At 71.4% G+C, this 19,108-nt stretch carries 13 protein-coding genes; 8 read left to right on the forward strand and 5 right to left on the reverse strand.

What is annotated here, in order from left to right:
- Positions 1-152: 152 nt before the first annotated feature.
- A complete protein-coding gene (locus H4F70_RS20000; protein ID WP_182358510.1) occupies positions 153-1,061 on the forward strand; it encodes an NHL repeat-containing protein in 909 nt (302 codons plus the stop codon).
- Positions 1,062-1,173: 112 nt separating this feature from the next.
- On the opposite strand, the gene H4F70_RS20005 is transcribed toward H4F70_RS20000, so the two are convergent.
- Complete coding sequence (locus H4F70_RS20005; protein WP_182358511.1) at positions 1,174-4,131, reverse strand: leucine--tRNA ligase; 2,958 nt, start codon at positions 4,129-4,131, stop codon at positions 1,174-1,176.
- A 141-nt stretch (positions 4,132-4,272) separates the two neighbouring features.
- Here H4F70_RS20005 and H4F70_RS20010 point away from each other — a divergent pair, with 141 nt between their 5' ends.
- The 4 genes from H4F70_RS20010 to H4F70_RS20025 all read left to right on the forward strand — a co-directional run bounded on the left by H4F70_RS20010 (position 4,273) and on the right by H4F70_RS20025 (position 7,575).
- Positions 4,273-4,680 carry an SdpI family protein gene (locus H4F70_RS20010; protein ID WP_182348358.1) on the forward strand — a complete coding sequence of 136 codons (408 nt, stop codon included), beginning with the start codon at positions 4,273-4,275 and terminating at the stop codon, positions 4,678-4,680.
- Between the two features lie 46 nt (positions 4,681-4,726).
- Complete coding sequence (locus tag H4F70_RS20015) at positions 4,727-5,716, forward strand: bile acid:sodium symporter family protein (RefSeq protein ID WP_182358512.1); 990 nt, start codon at positions 4,727-4,729, stop codon at positions 5,714-5,716.
- A 91-nt stretch (positions 5,717-5,807) separates the two neighbouring features.
- Positions 5,808-6,722 carry a DUF1648 domain-containing protein gene (locus H4F70_RS20020; RefSeq protein WP_235681245.1) on the forward strand — a complete coding sequence of 305 codons (915 nt, stop codon included), beginning with the start codon at positions 5,808-5,810 and terminating at the stop codon, positions 6,720-6,722.
- Between the two features lie 97 nt (positions 6,723-6,819).
- Complete coding sequence (locus H4F70_RS20025) at positions 6,820-7,575, forward strand: hypothetical protein (RefSeq protein WP_182358513.1); 756 nt, start codon at positions 6,820-6,822, stop codon at positions 7,573-7,575.
- Positions 7,576-7,602: 27 nt separating this feature from the next.
- Here H4F70_RS20025 and H4F70_RS20030 read toward each other — a convergent pair whose 3' ends face one another.
- The 4 genes from H4F70_RS20030 to H4F70_RS20045 all read right to left on the reverse strand — a co-directional run bounded on the left by H4F70_RS20030 (position 7,603) and on the right by H4F70_RS20045 (position 11,366).
- Complete coding sequence (locus H4F70_RS20030; protein WP_182358514.1) at positions 7,603-8,208, reverse strand: YqgE/AlgH family protein; 606 nt, start codon at positions 8,206-8,208, stop codon at positions 7,603-7,605.
- A gap of 66 nt (positions 8,209-8,274) precedes the next feature.
- The gene (locus H4F70_RS20035; RefSeq protein ID WP_182358515.1) at positions 8,275-8,838 is read right to left on the reverse strand and encodes a hypothetical protein; all 564 of its coding nucleotides are present in this window, start codon (positions 8,836-8,838) and stop codon (positions 8,275-8,277) included.
- Between the two features lie 63 nt (positions 8,839-8,901).
- Positions 8,902-9,798, reverse strand: a complete 897-nt coding sequence (locus H4F70_RS20040; RefSeq protein ID WP_182358516.1) for an NAD-dependent epimerase/dehydratase family protein — start codon at positions 9,796-9,798, stop codon at positions 8,902-8,904.
- 116 nt (positions 9,799-9,914) lie between these two features.
- On the reverse strand, positions 9,915-11,366 hold the full coding sequence (locus H4F70_RS20045; protein WP_235681246.1) for a CCA tRNA nucleotidyltransferase: 1,452 nt from the start codon (positions 11,364-11,366) through the stop codon (positions 9,915-9,917).
- 83 nt (positions 11,367-11,449) lie between these two features.
- On the opposite strand from H4F70_RS20045, the gene H4F70_RS20050 reads away from it, so the two are divergent.
- Genes H4F70_RS20050 through H4F70_RS20060 form a run of 3 tightly spaced genes read left to right on the forward strand, consistent with a single transcriptional unit; the run spans position 11,450 to position 19,073 of the window.
- Positions 11,450-12,265, forward strand: coding sequence for an NUDIX hydrolase (locus tag H4F70_RS20050; RefSeq protein WP_235681247.1), 816 nt, complete (start codon positions 11,450-11,452; stop codon positions 12,263-12,265).
- Entirely contained in the window at positions 12,262-15,204 is a 2,943-nt protein-coding gene (locus tag H4F70_RS20055; protein ID WP_182358518.1) for a glycoprotein, read from the forward strand. The genes H4F70_RS20050 and H4F70_RS20055 overlap by 4 nt, the downstream gene beginning before the upstream one ends.
- Positions 15,205-15,212: 8 nt before the next feature.
- A complete protein-coding gene (locus H4F70_RS20060) occupies positions 15,213-19,073 on the forward strand; it encodes a murein biosynthesis integral membrane protein MurJ (RefSeq protein ID WP_182358519.1) in 3,861 nt (1,286 codons plus the stop codon).
- Positions 19,074-19,108: the final 35 nt, after the last annotated feature.

The raw sequence follows: 19,108 nt of genomic DNA on the forward strand, positions 1-19,108 counted from the left end.
CGCTCCCGCCGTGCGGACGTCCGCAGACCAGCAGGCCCGTTATGCAACCGTGACGCTGTGTCCGTCCGGTCTACGTCATTTGGCGGATTCCTTCCGGATCGCACAGTTCTAGTCTTCCAAGGAACACCTATTCAACGACGTAAGGATCCGCCATGCGTTCACACCACCGCCTGCGCCGCGCCGCCCACCTGGCCGCCGCGGCAGCACTCGCCGTCGGGGTCGCCGCGGGCGGGGCCACCGCCGCGGGAGCAGACCCGCTGCCCACCGAGCCGACGCTCATCGCCACCGGCTGGGCCGACAGCACGGTCACCACGATGGGCCTCGACGGATCTGGTACCGCAATGCTCGACGCCACCGGAATCGACGGGCCGCAGGATGTGGCGGTCATCGGCGACACGGCCTACGTCGCTTCCTTCAGGAACGGCAACGTCGTCGCCGTGCCGCTGGACGGCGCGCCCGCCCATGTGGTGATCTCGGACCTGGCAGGCCCTGAGGGCATCGCGACCGCAGGCGGGCGCCTCTACGTGGCCGACACTGCTTCCGGGACGATCTTCTCGTCGCTGCCCGATGGAACCGACAGGGAAACCCTCGCTGCCGATACAGTCGCCCATACCGGCATCGCGGTGCACGACGGCCGGCTCTACGTGGCCAACATCAACGACGGTGAGATCATCTCCATGACCACCGCCGGCGACGATGTGACGACGGTCGCGAGCGGGCTCGACAGCCCGCGCGACATCGCCTTCGCGGGCGGGCGGCTCTTCGTCACCGACAACACCGAGGTGACCTCGATGAACCCCGACGGCACCGACCCACAGACGATCGCCACCGGTATCGACCGCGCGACCGGCATCGTCGCGGACGGTGACACCCTGTTCGTCACGGCGGATGCGGCCGATCAGATCGTCACTATGCACCTCGACGGCTCCGACCGGCGCGTGATTTCCACCGCCGTCGACCACCCCGTCGGCATCGCCGTGTACACCCCACCGAACCCGGCGTGCGGCGGCTCGCTCGCATCGCTGTGCAGCGTGTTCGGCAGCCTGGAGAGCGTCGGCTGAGCCGGGCCGACGACCCCGCGCGGGCCAACGTCTTCGACCAGTGAGCGTGTGCCGACGCCTTCCCACCCGAATGCGTCGGCACGCGCTCACCCGTCGCCGGGCCTGAGCCCCCCTACTTGACCACGTTGATCATCTTGCCGGGCACCACGATGACTTTCTTGGGGTGCGCGCCACCCAACAGCTCCACGATGCGCTCGTCAGCCAGCGCCGCCGCTTCGATGTCGGCCTTCGCCATGTCCGCGGGCACGGTGATGCGGCTGCGCACCTTGCCGTTGACCTGGATCGGGTACTCGACCGTGTCCTCCACCAGGTACTTCTCGTCGGCGGTGGGGAAGGGGCCGTGCGCCAGCGAATCCCCGTGGCCCAGCAGCGACCACATCTCCTCCGCCAGGTGCGGGGCCACCGGGCCGAGCATGAGCACCAATGGCTCCACGGCGGCCCGCGGCGCGCCCGCCGGGTAGGCCTTGGTCAGGTGGTTGGTGTATTCGATGAGTTTGGCCACCGCGGTATTGTCGTGCAGCGCCGCGTAGTCCTCACGCACGCCGGCGATCGCCTTGTGCAAGGCCCGCAGCGTCGCCTCGTCGGGCTCGTCGTCCGTCACCGTGACGGAACCGGACTCCTCGTCCACCACGAGGCGCCACGCGCGCTGCAGGAACCGCTGCGCGCCCACGACGTCCTTGGTGGCCCAGGCGCGCGACGCGTCGAGCGGCCCCATCGACATTTCGTACACCCGCAGGGTGTCGGCGCCGTACTGCTCGCAGATGTCGTCCGGCGCGACGGAATTCTTGAGGCTCTTCCCCATCTTGCCGTACTCACGGTGCACTTTCTGCTCCGTGCCGTCCGCATGCACCAGATAGAACCCGCCTTCGCGCTCGACCACGTCGTCGGCGGGCACGTAGATGCCGCGGTCGTCGGTGTAGGCGTAGGCCTGGATGTAGCCCTGGTTGAACAGGCGCCGGTACGGCTCCTTGGACGAGACGTGCCCCAGGTCGAAGAGCACCTTGTGCCAGAACCGCGCGTACAGCAGGTGCAGTACCGCGTGCTCGAGCCCGCCCACATACAGGTCCACCCCGCCCGGGTCGGCCGCGCCGTGCTCGGCGGGCCGGGGGCCCATCCAGTAGCGCTCGTTCTCCGGATCGCAGAACGCCTCGGTGTTCGTCGGGTCGATGTACCGCAGCTGGTACCAGGAGCTTCCGGCCCACTGCGGCATGACGTTGGTGTCGCGGCTGTAGTGCCGGAGCCCGTCGCCCAGGTCCAGCTCCACATTCACCCAGTCGACGGCCTTGGCCAGCGGCGGCGACGGCTCGGAGTCGCGGTCGTCCGGGTCGAAGCTCACCGGCCGGTAGTCCTCCACCTCCGGAAGCTCCACCGGCAGCATCGATTCCGGCAGGCCGTGCGCCTCGCCGGTATCGTCGTAGACCACCGGGAACGGCTCACCCCAGTAGCGTTGCCGTGCGAACAGCCAGTCCCGCAGCTTGTACTGGATCGTGCCGGTGCCCACGCCGTGGCCCTCGAGCCACTCGGTGACGGTGCGCTTCGCCTCGTCGACGGCCATGCCGTTGATGTCGAGACCCTCGACGTTGGCCGAGTTCACCGCGAAACCGTCACCCGCATAGGCGCTCTCGGTCACGTCGACAGCAGATTCGCCGGCGGCCGCATCGTCGTTGCCCTCGCCTGCACGCACCACCTCGACGATGGGCAGCCCGAAGGCCGTGGCGAACTCCCAGTCGCGCTGATCGTGCCCGGGCACCGCCATGATGGCGCCGGTGCCGTAGCCGGTGAGGACGTAGTCGGCGATGAACACCGGCACCTGCGCACCGTTGACCGGGTTCACCGCGTAGCTGCCGGTGAACACGCCCGTCTTGTCCTTGTTCTCCTGGCGTTCCAGGTCGGACTTCGACGCGATGGCGTCGCGGTACGCCTGCACCGCCTCGGCGGGGGAGGCGGCTCCTCCCGTCCACCGCGGGTCCACCGGCTCGCCGTTCGGCCCCTCCGGCCAGAACGCGGTGGTGAGCTGGTCCACCAGTTCGTGCTCGGGGGCGAGGACAACGTAGGTGGCGCCGAAGAGCGTGTCGGGGCGCGTAGTGAACACCTCGATGGGCAACTCGGCCACGGAGAACTTGACCGTGGCACCGTGCGAGCGGCCGATCCAGTTGCGCTGCATCGACTTGACCTGCTCGGACCAGTCGAGGAGCTCGAGGTCGTCGACGAGCCGGTCGGAATACGCGGTGATCCGCATCATCCATTGGCTCAGCTTCTTGCGGAAGACGGGGAAATTGCCGCGGTCGCTGCGCCCGTCCGCGGTGACCTCCTCATTGGCCAGCACCGTGCCCAGGCCCGGGCACCAGTTGACCAGCGAGTCGGAGCGGTAGACCAGCCGGTGCGCGTCGATGACCTCTGCGCGCTCTGCGGCCGTCAGCGCGGACCAGTCGCGGCCGTCGTCCAGGGTGCGCTCGCCGGAGGCGAACTCGGCCTCCAGCTCTGCGATCGGCCGCGCCTTCTGCTGCTCGGCGTCGAAGAAGGCGTTGTAGATCCGCAGGAAGATCCACTGCGTCCACTTGTAGAACTCGACGTCCGTCGTGGCGACGCGCCGGCGCTCGTCGTGGCCGAGGCCCAGGCGGCGAATCTGCCCCAGGTAACGCTGGATGTTCTGCTCGGTGGTGGTGCGCGGGTGCGTGCCCGTCTGCACCGCGTACTGCTCGGCGGGCAGCCCGAACGCGTCGAAACCCATCGTGTGCAGCACATTGCGGCCGGCCATGCGGTGGTAGCGCGCGTACACGTCGGTGGCGATGAAGCCCAGCGGATGGCCCACGTGCAGCCCGGCGCCCGACGGGTAGGGGAACATGTCGAGGACGAACAGCTTGTCGTCGGGCACCGCGCCGGCCAGGGGCCCGGTGGGGTTCGGCGCGTGGAAGGTGCCCGCCGACTCCCAGGACCGCTGCCAGCGCTGCTCGATCTCGCCGGCCTTGTGCGCCGTGTAGCGATGCGGCGGCGCGGCGTCGGGCGCCGACACGGCTCCGGCCGGGGTCGCGGTGCTGCGGGAGGCGGAATCGGTCACGGGCGTCACCATCTACTCGGGGTTGTCGACACGCTGCAGGCAGTCACTGCAGGCACGCTGCACACGTCAGGATAGAGGGTGGGCACCGGGCGGTTCGGCAGCGCCCGGCGCACCCCGCGCTCATCGTGCGGGCGGTCGGATATCATGAATCGCGTGGTGATCGCTGCAATCGTGTTCCTCGTCTTGGCCGTCGCGCTCGGCGCCGTCGCCGCCGCGGCCCTCTCCGGCAGCCTTCCGCGCAACCGGTGGTGGGGCCTGCGCACCGACGCGACCCTGCGGGACGACGCCACCTTCCGTACCGCCAACCGCGTCGCCGCACCCGCACAGTTGGGCGCCGCGGCGGTCCTCGTGCTCGGTGCGTGCGGTGGACTGCTGCTCGACGCCGCCGCCGCGCTGTTCGTCGTCATCGCCGCACCCGTGGTTGCGGTGGTGCTCACCGCGGTGGGGGCGGGCATCGCGCAGCGCGTCGCCGCAGCCATGCCGCCCGCCGACGCCGGCGCGTGCGGGCACTCCTGCGGCGCGTGCTCCCTGCAGGACTCGTGCGCCTCCGCCGTGCACTGATGCCGATCGGCCGCCGCAGAACACACCGTCCCCGCCGGTCCACCGTATGAAGCTGCTCAAACGCCTGAACATCGACGGTTTCGTCGCCGCGATCTTCGGCATGGTCGTCCTGGCGAGCCTGCTCCCCGCCTCCGGGGCGGGCGCCGAGGTGCTCGATTGGGCCGTGAAGATCGCCATCGGCCTGCTGTTCCTGCTCTACGGCGCGCGGCTGTCCCCACGCGAGGCACTCGAGGGATTCACGCACTGGCGCCTGCACCTGACCGTGCTCGCTGTCACCTTCGTACTGTTCCCGTTGATGGGGCTCGCGATGCGGCCGCTGGCGCCCGGGGTCATCTCCGACGACCTCTACATGGGCCTGCTGTTCCTGTGCCTCGTGCCGTCGACGGTGCAGTCGTCCATCGCGTTCACGTCGATCGCCAAGGGCAACGTGGCGGGTTCCATCGTCAGCGCGTCGTTCTCGAACATCCTCGGCGTCTTCCTCACGCCCGCACTGGTGCTGTGGCTGATGGAGACCACCGGCTCCGGCGGAATCCAGGCCGACGCCATCGTCGAGATCATCCTGCAGCTCCTGGTTCCGTTCATCGCCGGCCAACTGCTGCGGCCCTGGCTGGTGGGTTTCCTGCAGCGGTACTCGGCCCCCATCAAAATCGTCGACCGCGGCTCGATCCTGCTGGTGGTCTACGCCGCATTCAGCGAGGGGATGAACGCGCACATCTGGTCGTCCACCTCGGCGGCGCAGATCTTCATCGTCATCGGCCTGTCCTGCGCCATGCTCGCTCTCGTGCTGGGCGTGACCGCCTTCGCGGGACGCGCGATGGGCTTCTCCTGGCCGGATCAGATCGTCATCATCTTCTGCGGTTCCAAGAAGTCGCTGGCGAGCGGCCTGCCCATGGCCACCGTGCTGTTCTCCGGGGGCACGGTGGGCCTGATCGTCCTGCCGCTGATGATCTTCCACCAGATCCAGCTCGTGGTGTGCGCGATGCTGGCGCCCAAGTTCGGCGAGAAGTCCGACCGTGTGGCCGTGGCCGAGGGATGAGCGGCAGCATGGCGGGAGGTGTCGGGACCGCCGACGGCCCGGCGGGCAGGCGCGTCGACCCGGCCGGCGCCGCCTTCGGCCTGGCTTCCCGGTGCTCGCCGCCGCGGTCACGGCGGCGCTCACCGCCGTGTGGGCGGACCGGCTGCCCGACCGCATCGCTGATCACTGGTCCGGTTCGGGCGCCCCCGACGGCTTCTCCAGCCCGTGGTCCAACGCATGGTTCATCGCGGCGCTCATCATCGTGATCGGCGCCGGCGCCGGGGCCGTCGCCGCGTCGACCCGCGCGCAACTGATGCTCAGGCGCGTCATGCTGGCGGTGGCGTGCCTGGTCACCGGGCTGATCGCCACCGTCGACATCGTGCTCCTCGCAAGCCAACTCGACCTGGACGACCCGGCGGACGCCCGCCTGAGCACCTGGTCGATAGGGGCGGGGGTCCTCGTCGGCCTCGTCGTAGGGCTCGTCGGCGCGGCACTGCTGGGCGACCACCGTCCACGGATTCCGGCGACCGCGCCTCCGCCGCCGGAGCTGCCCCGTGCCGACCCGCTCGTCTTGCCGGTCGCGGACACCGTGGGCATCGGCGGGCGTGCCGCCGCCGGAATCTACGGTTTCCTCGCCGCCGTCGCGGTGGCGACGTGCGTACTGGTGGGGTCGCCGTGGCCGGTGCCGCTGTTCATCGCGGGGGCGCTGCTCGTCGCCGTGGTATCACGATTCAACGTGGTTCTCGACGACAAGGGTCTGCGCGTGCTGTGTCTCGGAGTGACGATGATCGGGTACGGGGCCGACGAGTTCACCGAGTCCCGCGTGCACGATGTGCACCCGTTCGCCGAATTCGGCGGCTGGGGGCTGCGCGTGCGCCCGCGCAGGCGGTACGGGGTGGTCACCCGGCGCGGGCCCGGATTCACAGTACGCGCCGCGTCCGGCGACAGGATCACCGTGACCACCGATCGCGCAAACGAGTTCGCGGCCGCCGCCAACGCGCTGGCGGACCGCGCCGCCCGCGGCTGATCCGCCCCCCGCGGGCCTGCCCCCGGCCGGCATGGCACCCGCCGGTATCGTTATGCCGTCCGTCACACTGCGGACGAGTCGAACAGCAGGGGGAACGATGACCACCATCCGAGGCGGACGCGTCCGCGTCGCAGCCGTATCCGCAGCGTCCGCGCTGACGCTCGCCGGTGTGCTCGGCGCGTGCTCCTCAGGCTCGGACGCCGATTCCGGCTCCGTCGAGAGCGCGACCGGCACGGCCGCCACCGCGGCGGCGGCGCAGGCCGGTTCCGAGGAGCTGCGTGCGCTGCTGCCGGAACAGGCCGCCTTCGGCGAGGGGTTCGTGGCCGCCCCGGTGACGACCGCCCAGCTGGATGCGACGCTCAACCAAGTGCGCGACAAGGCGAAGTCGCAGGTGGTGGACCCTGCCGAGTGCAAGAACACCCTCGACCTCACCGCCGGCCTCGACCCGGCGGCCACCGCGATGGTGGCGGCCGGCAATGAGGACCAGGGCACCAAGATCGGCGTGATCGTCTCACGCGACGACCCCTCGCTGGACGCGTTCCGCTCGTCCCTCGACCGGTGCGGCCAGGTGACGGTGGAGGTCGACGGCACCGCCACCGATGTCACCACCGAGACCTTCGCGCCTGCCGGTGCGACGGGGGAGAAACCGCTGGGCATCACCCGCACGCAGTCCGTGGGCGATGCCGGGAGCGTCACGACGATCCTCACGGCCGAGGAGGTGGACGGGACCTCCATCCGCGTCATGGTCCACCAGCCGTCCACCGAGGCTCTGCCACCGGAGGTGCTCGATCACTTCCGGCAGACGGCGGCGACGCTGATGAACGACACCGCCGCGCGCGCCGCGCAGCGGTAGGCGACCTCGCCGGGTTCCGGCGCCCGATCAGTTCCGATCGACGTCGATGGGATGCGTCGCGAGCATCGCCCACGGCTGGGGCTGCCGCCGGAGCACGCGCCCCCACAGGTCCACCTGCGGGGGCGCGATGATGTCGCCCGGCCGCGAGGTGAACACCATCCAGTCGTCGCGCAGCAGCTCGCCGTCGAGCTGCCCGAACGTCCACCCCGAGTAGCCGACGAAGATGCGCGCGCCCTCCACCAGCGGCGCCACGTCGAGCGGATCCGCCGCGACGTCGATGAGGACCACCCGCCCGTCCACCCGGGTGATCCCGTCGACGTCGTCGATACCGACGCCGCGCCGGAGAACCCCCAGGCACAACGCGCCGTCCAGCTTCACCGGGCCGCCCAGGTGGAACACCTTGGCGGGGGAGCAGACCTCGGACCACTCCGGCAGGCCGTCGACCAGCGGCGTCTCGCTGGGGCGATTGAGGACCATGCCGAGCGTTCCGCCGTCGTTGTTCTCGATCACGTAGATCACGCTGCGGCGGAAGACCGGTTCCGTCAGATGGGTTCCGGACACGAGCAGGCTCCCCGGGCCCACCTGTGCGACCGGCGATTCCTGGCGTCCCTCTCCATCAGCTGGATACGTCACACTGCCATCTTGGCACTGATCCGCCGCGGCGGCGCGGTGATCGGCGTGCGTGAATCGCGCACGCTCTCAGCGGACGCCCACACCCCAGGAGCCGGTACCGGGGACGGCGGCCAGCCCGCGGAGCATCGCCGCGGCGGCGGACCCGGACCCCGCCGGAGGCTGTGGCGGGGACAGTGGCGGTGGCGGGGACAGTGGCGGTGGCGCCGGTCCGGCCGTGTCAAGGTAGCCGTCGCCATCCGAGTCCACCAGCCGCGTGTCCGGAAAGCCGTCGTCGTCGGAGTCGACGAGCAGGCTCCCGTCCTGCTGCCCGTCCTGCTGCCCGACCTGCTGCCCGCCGGGTGCGCCGCCGGCCCCGTGCTCCACCCGGATCTCCGTGGCCCAGGTGCCGTCGCCCGCGGCGTCGACGAACCACCGTTCGCCCCCGCCCGCGCCGGCCGCGACGTCGAGGCAGGTGGTGTCCGCGACCCCGTCCGAGTCCGCATCCCACATGGCGTCGTCGATCAGGCCGTCACCGTCGAAGTCCAGTGCCACCGCGTCCACCGTGCCGTCGCCGTCCACGTCGAGGCCCGCCGGTGACGTCCATTCCGTCACCTCACCGTCGCCCGTACCGAATGCATAGGTGATGTCCACACGCCCCCGTCCTCACGCACGCCGCCTGCCCCTAGGACGCGCCGGAAGACACAGCGGTTCCCGTCAGGCGCCGAACGGTTCGGCCTGCGGCGCCCAGCCGGTCGCGCCGGTGAAACGCGCACTGGAGACGCGTTGGGAGCGTCCGAGGGGACCCGCCACCAGGCCGGGAAGCGTGCGCAGATCGTCGCGGCCCACGCGGCGGGCGATCTCGCGCCGCCATTCGCCACGCGTCCGCGGCTCCTCGGCCACGTTGTAGAGCCCGGCGGGGGCGTCCAGCGCCGCGACCACGGCGCGACCGACGTCCGACAGCGCGATCGACGAGAAGTAGGAGCCGTCCCGACCGGCCAGCGCGAACCATCCGCGGCGGGCGACCGATTCGATCATCGCCATCATCGGGTCGTCGGCCGGAGCGCCGTGCACCTGCGCCAACCGGAGACTCACCCCCGTCCCGCCCCCCTCCGTGAAGCGGCGCACGTGCGCCTCGCCCGCAAGGTTCGCGCGCATCGGTCCGGGCGCGCTCACCGGGCTCGACTCGTCCAGCCAGGCGTCCCCGCCGTCGCGGTAGACCATCGTGATGGTGTCGTGCACGATCCGGGGGATCCGGAACTGCAGCGCCGCGTCGACCAGCGCACGCACGCCCCCGTCCCGCACTGCGCGATACTGCCGTATTGCGCCCGCGGTCCGCAGCGACGTCGGCAGCGCCACACGCATGTCCACCACCGCGTCCGCGCCGTCCAGCACGCGGCGCAGGTGCGTGCCGTCGCCCACTAGGTCGCCGCCGACCCAGCGCACGCCGTCGTCGTCCGCCCGCGGCAGTGCGGCGCCGGTCCCCACGCGGCGGCTGTGCGCCACCACCTCGTAACCGGCGTGTCTGAGCGCCTCGAGCGCCGATCGGCCCGTCGCGCCCGCCGCGCCCAGCAGGACGATCCGTCGTGCAGTTCCTTCGGGCGAGTTGCTCATGACCACAGCCTAATGCCGCTCCGGGCCCTCCCGCGGCGAAGAACTACCGCCGGTGCGGGACGCCGCGGCCCGCCGGGGCCGACCGCCCGCGCGGTTTCACGTGAAACACAGGGCCGTCAAACGCGACGCGCCCACCAGTCGAGCAGCTCGCGTTCCGCCTCGTCCCGGGGGAGCGGTCCACGCTCCAGCCGCAGCTCCTTGAGGAACCGCCACGCCGCGCCGACCTCCCGGCCCGGACCGATGCCCAGCAACTCCATGATCGCGTTGCCGTCAAGGTCGGGACGCACCCGCGCGAGGTCCTCCGCGGCCGCGATGGCTGCGATGCGGCGTTCCAGATCGTCGTACGTAGCCTGAAGCCGCGCCGCGCGTCGCTTGTTGCGGGTCGTGCAGTCGGCACGCACGAGCTTGTGCAGGCGCGGCAGCAGCACGCCGGCGTCGTTGACATACCTGCGCACGGCCGAGTCGGTCCACTCGCCACTGCCGTATCCGTGGAAGCGCAGGTGCAGGAACACCAGCGTCGAGACGTCCTCGATCATCTTCTTCGAGTATTTCAGCGCACGCATCCGTTTGCGGGTCATCTTCGCACCCACCACCTCGTGGTGGTGGAAGCTCACGGCCCCGCCCGGCTCGTTGCGCTTGGTGGCCGGCTTGCCGATGTCATGGAACAACGCCGCAAGCCGCAGCACGAGGTCCGGATCCCCGTCCTCGAGGTCCATCGCCTGCTGCAGGACGGTGAGCGAGTGCCGGTACACGTCCTTGTGCTGGTGGTGCTCGTCGATCTCCAGCTGCATCGCCGGGACCTCGGGGATCACGTACTCGGCCAGGCCCGTGCGGCAGAGCAGGTCCACTCCCTCCACCGCGTGCTCGCCGAGCATCAGCTTGTCGAGCTCCACCCGGATCCGCTCGACCGTGATCCGCTCCAGTTGCCCGGTCATGGCCGTCATCGCCTCGACCACCCGGGGCGTCGGCGTGAACCCCAGCTGCGCGACGAAGCGGGCCGCGCGCAGCATCCGCAGCGGGTCGTCGTCGAAGGAGTCCTCGGGCCGGGTGGGCGTGTCGAGTACGCCGGCGAGCAGGTGATCGAGCCCTCCGAGCGGATCGACGAACTCCAGCGTCCCGTCGCTGTCCACCCGCACCGCCATAGCGTTGACGGTGAAGTCGCGCCGGACCAGGTCGTCCTCGAGGCTCTCGCCGTAGGTGACGGCCGGATTGCGGCTCACACGGTCATACTTGTCCGCGCGGAAGGTGGTCACCTCGATCTGCCATCCCGAGCGGACCGCGCTGATCGTCCCGAATGCGATACCGGTGTCCCACTGGGCCTCCGCCCAGCCCGACAAGATCTCCTGGACCTGCTCCGGGCGGGCATCGGTGGTGAAGTCGAGGTCCGTGCCCAGCCTGCCCAGCACGGCATCGCGGACGCTGCCGCCCACCAGATACAAACGGTGTCCGCGCTCGGAGAACCTGCCGCCCAGTCCGGCCAGTATTTCCGAGAGCGACCGCAGGGTCGCAGTGGCGCCGGCAAGCAGCCGCTGCCGGCGTTCGGCCTCGGATCCTCGGGTAGTCGACACGATCGGCCATTTTATCGTGGCGGCCATCCGACATAGTCGACGGCGTCCCCCTACGTCCGAGACCGCCAAGTACGATTGTCCACGTGTCCCCCGCCGATCACTCCCGCAGCGGGCGTCGTCGCCGACGGCGCCCCGCTCAGCCGGGCAACGGCACGCGGAGCGGGGGAGCACGCAACGGGGGCACGCGCGGCGCGGGTGCACGCAACTCCGGCACGCGGAACAACGGTGCGCGGCAGGGCTCCGGCGGGGGACGCCGCACGGGTGACGGAACCACCGGCCGGCGCATGCACACCGTCCGCGAGACTTCCGCAGGCGGCCTCGTCATCGACGGTTTCGACCGCACCTCCGCGGACGGTTCCGCGCCCGCGGGCGAGCTTCGGGCCGCGCTGATCGGCCGGCTCGACCGCCGCGGCCGCACGCTGTGGTCCATGCCCAAGGGGCACGTCGAGGCCGGCGAGACCGTCGAGCAGACCGCGACGCGCGAGATCGCCGAGGAGACGGGGATCCGTGGCGAGGTGCTCGCGTCGCTCGGAAGCATCGACTACTGGTTCGTCTCCGACGGCCGCCGCATCCACAAGACCGTCCACCACTTCCTGCTGCGCTACCAGGGCGGCGAGCTCTCCGACGAGGACTACGAGGTCAGCGAGGTGGAGTGGGTCCCTCTCGGGGAACTCTCCGGGCGGCTCGCCTACGCGGACGAGCGCAAGCTCGCCGCCGTCGCAGCCGAGATACTCGGCGAGATGATCTCCGGACCCGCGCCGCGCGGAGACGCCGGCGACGAGGTGGGAGCCCCGCCGCGGCCGCAGCCGGGATCCGAGCCGTCCAAGCGGGCCCGCAGGCGCCGCCGCAGCCACCGCGCGATGCTTCCGAAGCCGAGGGGGAAGACCAGCCCCACATGAGGATCCGGACCACCAGGCCGTCCGGCGTCGTGCACGGGGTGCGTCGAGCGGCCGCCGCGGTGGCTGCGGCTTCGCTCACGTGCGCGCCGGCGGCTCTCGCCGTCGGCGTCGCCGCCCCGGCCGCGCATGCCGCGCCCGTCACCGCGGCACCCACCCCGACCACCGAGGTGGCAACACCCACGGCGTCGGAACCCACGACGGCAGCCGCCGCCGACGGCACCTCATCCGGCGACTCCCGCCGCGCCGGCATGCCCCAGTTCCTCTCGCTCACGATCAGCACCGTCACGCCTGAGGTCGTCCGCGACGACCGGACCACCGGTGGCGGCACCCCAGGGGGACGGCCCCGCCAGGACGGCCGCGAGGACACCGTCACCGTCACCGGAACCGTCCGCAACGTCGGCGACCGCGACGTGTCCGACGTGGAGGTCCGCCTGCAACGCGCACCGCGGATCGACGCCACCGAGGAGGTGCGTTCGGTCTTGAGCCTCGATCAGAGCAGCTACGGCACCGTCGGCCTCTTCCACCCGGTGGCCGAGTCGCTCGGCCAAGGCGAATCGGCGGATTTCACCTTGTCGCTCCCACTCAACGACACCGCGACGCGCTCGCTGGAGATCACCGAACCAGGCGTGTATCCGCTGCTGGTCAACGTCAACGGGACCCCCGACTACGGCGGGCGCGCCCGGTTGGACGACGCGCGATTCCTGCTTCCGGTCCTGTCCCTGCCCGCCGGCGCCACCCCCACCGCCACCGCCCGGCAACAGGGGCCGGTGGCACCGTCCCCGGTGCCGGTGACCATGCTGTATCCGCTGACCGCGGCACCCGAGCTCGCAGCGGGCCAGCCCGGGCCGGCCTTGGATTCGCCCGCCGCCGTCCGCCTCGTCGACGATTCGCTCCCGCGGTCGCTGGCGCCCGGCGGCAGACTGCACGGTGTGCTCGCCGCCGCGCGCGAGGCGCTCAGCCCGGAGGCCGACCCGCACGGCGCGCTCGGCGCCGGGCTGTGCCTCGCCATCGACCCGGACCTGCTCGTCACGGTCGACGCGATGACCCGCGGTTTCGAGGTCTCCAAAGACCCCGCCGACCCGGATTCCGACCCGTCGAGCACCGACACGGTGGAGGCGGAGGGCCAGGCCGCGGCTGCGGCATGGCTCAAGGATCTGCGTGAACTCGCGGCGCAGACATGCACGGTGGCGCTGCCGTTCGCGCAGGCCGACCTCGACGCGGTGCGGAGTCTCGCGTCGCCGCAGGTCACCGCCTCGGCTCTCGCCGCTCCCGCCGACATAGTCGACGGCATCCTGGGAGTGAAATCGGTGCGCGACCTCGTGTGGCCTTCGACGGGGCAGCTGGCGCCCGCAACCCTCGCCACCGTCACGCAGGCCCTCGCCCCCGCACCGGAGGAATCGGCCGGCGCCGCACCGGCGCCCCCCGATCCTGCCGCTCCGCCCGCGGATCGCCACGCGGCGCCCACCGTGCTCATCGCGGACAACACGGTGGAGACCGCCGGGGCAGCGAAGATGGCGGGTTCCGGCTCGACCTCCTCGGCGAGCGGCGAAACCGCGGACGTCGCGCGGATCACCCCGGCGAAGGCGGCCGACGAAGCGGCTGCGGCCGACGGCGTTTCCGAGGCCGGGCCCCCCGAACCCGGTGCCCCAGCGGGCGGCGCGCCGATCGCATCGAATCCCGCGCTGCTGTTCGACATGCCCACCAGCGCCGCGCTCGCCGCCGTCGGCGCCCAACCGTCCACGCCCGCATTCGTGCCCGAGGACCTTCGATTCGAGATCGACGACGACTCCCGCACGGCGCGACTGCAGGATGCCATGGGGGCCGTCGCCTGGCCGTTGCTCGAAGCCCGGCGCTCCGCGATGTCCGCGCTCCGTTCCGGCGGCTCCGGAAGCGGATCCGATGCCACCACGCCACCCGCGCCGCTCGTCATCGCGCCGCCCCAGGATTGGACTGCCGACCACGACGAGGCCTCCGCGCTGCTGGGTCTGCTGCAACGGGCCTATCAGGACGGCCTCGCCGCACCGCGCCCCCTGAGCACCGCGCTCGCCGCGGCGGGGGCGCCCGGGGCACCATCGGCCGAACTGTCCGATCCCAACCCTGGAGACGGGATCGCGGAGGTCGGCACGGACGGGTCCGATCCCGGCTCCGGTGGCACCGGTGCGACCGGCCGAGCGGGCTTCGGTTTCACGTGGAACACCGACCGATCGGTGTCGGACACCCTGATCGAGAAACTCCGCGGCCAGCTCGCCCGGCTGGGAACCCTGAGCGGCATGCTCGCAGGCAACGGCCCGGACGGCGAAACCCCGGAGCACTACATCACGCCGCTCTACCGTGACGTGCTGCGGGCGGTGAGCACGTGGGGCCGCGGCGGCTCCGGAACATCCGACGTGCGCGCCGCCGCGGAGGACCGGACCGCGGCGCTCACGGCGTCGTTGACCGACCAGTTCGACGCGGTCACCGTCGTGGCACCCGGCTCCGTCTACACGCTCGCCTCGTCGCAGAGCCCATTGCTCGTCGTCGCGAAGAACGACCTGGCGATGCCCGTGACCACGAGCCTGCGGATTCGTGCCCCCGAGGGCGTGCAGATCGGCCAGGCGGACGACTACGTCATACCCGCACGCGGGAGCCGGCAGATCCAGGTCCCCGCGCAGATCGAGTTCAGCCGGCAGATGGACCTGCGCGTGCAGCTCCTCGCGCCCGATTCCACCCCGATCGGTGAGCAGATCCACATTTCGCTGCATTCGAACGCGTACGGCATGGTGATACCCGTGCTGACCGGCGTCTCCGGCGCGTTGCTGCTGTTCCTCGCGGGCCGCCGCGGATGGCATCGGTTGCGCGGACAGCACGACCGGGCCGACGATCGTGCGAGCGAACGCGGGCCCGTCCTCGAGCAGTACCGCCGCGACGATGCGCATCCGGGCCCGGAAGACGAAGGTTGAGAAGCCAGATGACCGACGCCCACCGCCACCACGACGACGGTAGCGACGCCGGGGTGCGCAGCACTCGCGGCGCCGGACCGGACGCGTCCGGCGCCCGCAGCGGGGGCTCCCGGCCCAGCGTCCTCGCATCCACCGGGTCGATGGCCATCGCCACCCTGATCAGCCGCATCACCGGGTTCTTCAAGGTGCTCCTCACCGCGGCGGTCCTCGGCCCGGCCATGGCGAGCGCGTTCACCGTCTCCAACACGCTGCCGAACCTGGTGTCCGAGCTGGTGCTCGGTGCGGTGCTCACCGCCATCGTCATCCCCGTGCTGGTCCGCGCCGAACGCGAGGACGCCGACGGCGGCGCCGCGTTCATGCGAAGACTCTTCACGGTGGCGATGACGATCTTCGGCATCGCCACCGTGGTCTCCGTCGCGGCCGCGCCGTGGTTGTCACAGCTCATGGTGGGCGACGACTCCGAGGTGGACCTGGGGCTGTCCACCGCCTTCGCCTACCTACTGCTGCCGCAGATCATCTTCTACGGCGCCGGCGGGTTGCTCACCGCGATCCTCAACACCCGGAGCGTGTTCAAACCGGGCGCGTGGGCCCCGGTGGTCAACAACGCCGTGGCAATCACGGTGCTGGTGCTCTTCGCGGTGATGCCCGGCGAGATCACCCTCAACCCGGTGGACATGGGCACTCCCAAGCTGCTCGTGCTGGGCATCGGCACCACGCTCGGCGTGCTGTGCCAGGCTGCGGTGCTCGTCCCCGCGATCCGTCGGCAACGGATCGACCTGCGTCCGCTCTGGGGCATCGACCCGCGGCTCAAGAAGTTCGCGGGCATGGCCGTGGCGATCATCGTGTACGTGGCGATCAGCCAGGTGGGGATGGTCATCACCACGCGGATCGCCGCCGACGCCGACGCGGCGGGCCCCGCCATCTACAACTTCGTCTGGCTGCTGCTCCAGGTTCCCTACGGCATCCTCGGTGTCACGCTGCTCACCGCGGTGATGCCGCAGTTGAGCCGCAACGCGGCGGCCGGCGACAACCGGGCCGTCGTCGACGACCTCACGATGTCGACCAAGCTGACGATGCTCGCCCTGCTGCCCGTCGTCATGTTCTTCACCTTCGACGGGCCGGGCATCGGGCGCGCACTGTTCAACTACGGCGCGTTCGGCGGGGACTCGGCGACGCTGCTGGGCATCACGCTGTCCGCGTCCGCGTTCACCCTCATCCCGTACGCCATGGTGCTGCTGCAGCTGCGCGTGTTCTACGCGCGCGAAGAGGCGTGGACGCCGACCTTCATCATCATCGGCATCATGGCGGTGAAGACGGCGCTGTCGTTGTTCGCGCCCGTGCTCGTCGCTCCGGAACACGTCGTCATCGCGCTCGGCACCGCCAACGGGCTCGGCTTCGTCGCGGGCGTCGTCGTCGGCGGCGCACTGCTGCGCCGGAGCCTCGGGCACCTCAACCTCGGCTCCATCTTGCACGACTCGATGCGCATACTTTTCGCATCCGCCGTCGGCGTCGCCGCGATGCTGCTCCTCGAGCTTCTCACCGGACTGCACGACATCGCCGGCCGCGGGCGCGGGCTTCTGTCCGTGGTGGCCGTCAGCGTCGACGGCGTCGTCATGCTCACGGTGACGGTCCTGGTGCTGTCCCGCATGCGCATCCCCATGGTCGACCAAGTGGGCCGGTCCCTGGCCCGCGTGCTGGTACGGGTGCTGCCGGGTGCCGTGACACCCGCCCGCCTGCGCCGGGCGGCCGCCGCAGACTCCGCCGTCGCAGAGGGCCACCCGCACGACGCCATGTACGGTGCCCGGCCCGGGCAGTACAGGGAGGACTTCGACGGCACGCGCGCCGGCGACGGCCCCGGCGGCGCGCTGCCCCCCGGCGACGCGGGAGCACGCGACGGCCGGCACCTCCCGCCCCCGGGGCACGGCGCCATCCAGCCGGAGGACCCGTACGCCGGGGACCCGGTGCGATCGCGGCGGCCCGTGCCGCGCGGACCGCTGTTCAGCGGGCCCGGACAACCGCTTCCGGACCTGTTCGTCCCGTACTCTGGATTCGACACGACCACCTACGACCCGCTGCTGCCACGGGTCGATGCCGCCTTGAGGAAGTTGCAAGTGACAGAGACGCACGCCGCGGCGCAGCGCGCCGGATCCGGCAGCCCCCAGCGCGGACCGCGACTGATCCCCGGCGCGATGGTCGCGGGCGGACGGTACCGGCTGCTCGTCCGGCACGGCGGCACGCGCGGCCTGCATTTCTGGAAGGCGCTCGACACCCGCCTCGACCGCGAGGTCGCACTCACCTTCATCGACCCCGACGGGGTCCGCGCCGGCGCGGACGCGTCCACCGACGCCGACAGCATCCTCTCCCGCACGTTGCGGCTCGGCAAGATCAGCGCACCCGGCCTGGCCCGCGTGCTCGACGTCGTCCGCAGCGTCTCCGGCGGCATCGTCGTCTCCGAGTGGACCGACGGCAGCCCGCTCAGCGAGGTCGCGGCCACCGATCCGCCGCCGGACGGCGCCGCCCGGGCCGTGGCCGTCCTCGCCTCGGCCGCCGAGCAGGCGCACCGGGCGGGCGCCGAGATGTGCATCGACCATCCCGACCGCATCCGCATCACGCCCGACGGCGCCGCGGTCCTCGCCTTCCCGGCCACGCTGCCCGGCGTCGACCACGCCGACGACGTCCACGGTCTCGGCGCCACGCTGTACGCGCTGCTCACCAACGAGTGGCCGGCCTCCAAGGACGACCCGGCCGGCGAGGTCGGGGGATTCCGCACTGCGTTGCTCGGCGCACAGGGCCTGCCCACCGAGCCGCACGTCGTGCGCACGGACATCCCGTTCGAGATCTCGGCGGTGGCGATGCGCGCCATCCAGGGCAACAGCGGCATCCGCACCGCCGCGACCGTCCAACACGTGCTCGAGCAGGCCGCCAACGCGCCCACACCTCCGCCTCCCGGCCGCCGGTTCGCCAGGACCGACCGGGGCGCCCGAGGAGAAGGACGCCCCGTCGACGCGCCCGTCGCACGCGAGGACGGGAGGCACACCGGGGAGACGGAGCACGCGGCCCCAGCACCGGACCGTGCGGCTCCCGGACCGCATTCGGACGCACCGCACCGCACCGCCGACGAACACACCGGGCGGATACCCGCGGGGGGCGGGCAGTCGCCGCCCCGGCGCACCGCCGCGCGCCCGCGGTCCCTACTGCTCGACGACGGCCCCAAGGGGCCGTCCCGCAAGACGATGTCCACCGTGCTGGTGGCGCTCGCGGTCGCCGTGATCGCCGTCGTCATCTTCGTGATGGTGCAGGTGGGCGACGTCTTCGGCGGGGGCAGCGACGCACCGTTGACACAACAGAACATCGGCCTCAATCCGACTACGACGGCCGCGCCCACCACCGAGCAGGCGCCCGCCCCGCCGCCACCGCCGGCGAGCGTCACCGCGAAGCCCGTCAAGATCGCCGTGTACTCGCCGCAGGGCGTCCCGGACGATCCGCGCGGCGCGCCGCTCGCCATCGACGGCGACCCGGGCACGCAGTGGTCGACGGACCAGTACTTCCAGCAGCTGCCGGCCCTCAAGAACGGCGTGGGTCTCATGGCCGAGTTCGACAGGCCGGTCAAGGTCATGAAGGTCGGCATCGACTCGCCCACCCCGGGCACGCACGTCGAGATCCGGACCGCGCCGGGACCCAACGCGTCGATCGCGCAGACACGTCTTATCGCGTCGGCCCAGCTCGAGGGCGGGCACACCGAGATCGCGGTGGACCCGCCCACCGACCAGGCGTCCACGCACGTGCTCGTGTGGCTGACGGAGTTGGGTCCCGCGGGCTCGCGCTTCCAGTCCAAGATCACCGAGGTCCAGTTCACCGTCGCGGAATAGTGACGGCAGTCTCCCGCAGAGCCCGCCGTCCGGTG

It is taken from the genome of Tomitella gaofuii (assembly GCF_014126825.1).
Classification (GTDB): domain Bacteria; phylum Actinomycetota; class Actinomycetes; order Mycobacteriales; family Mycobacteriaceae; genus Tomitella; species Tomitella gaofuii.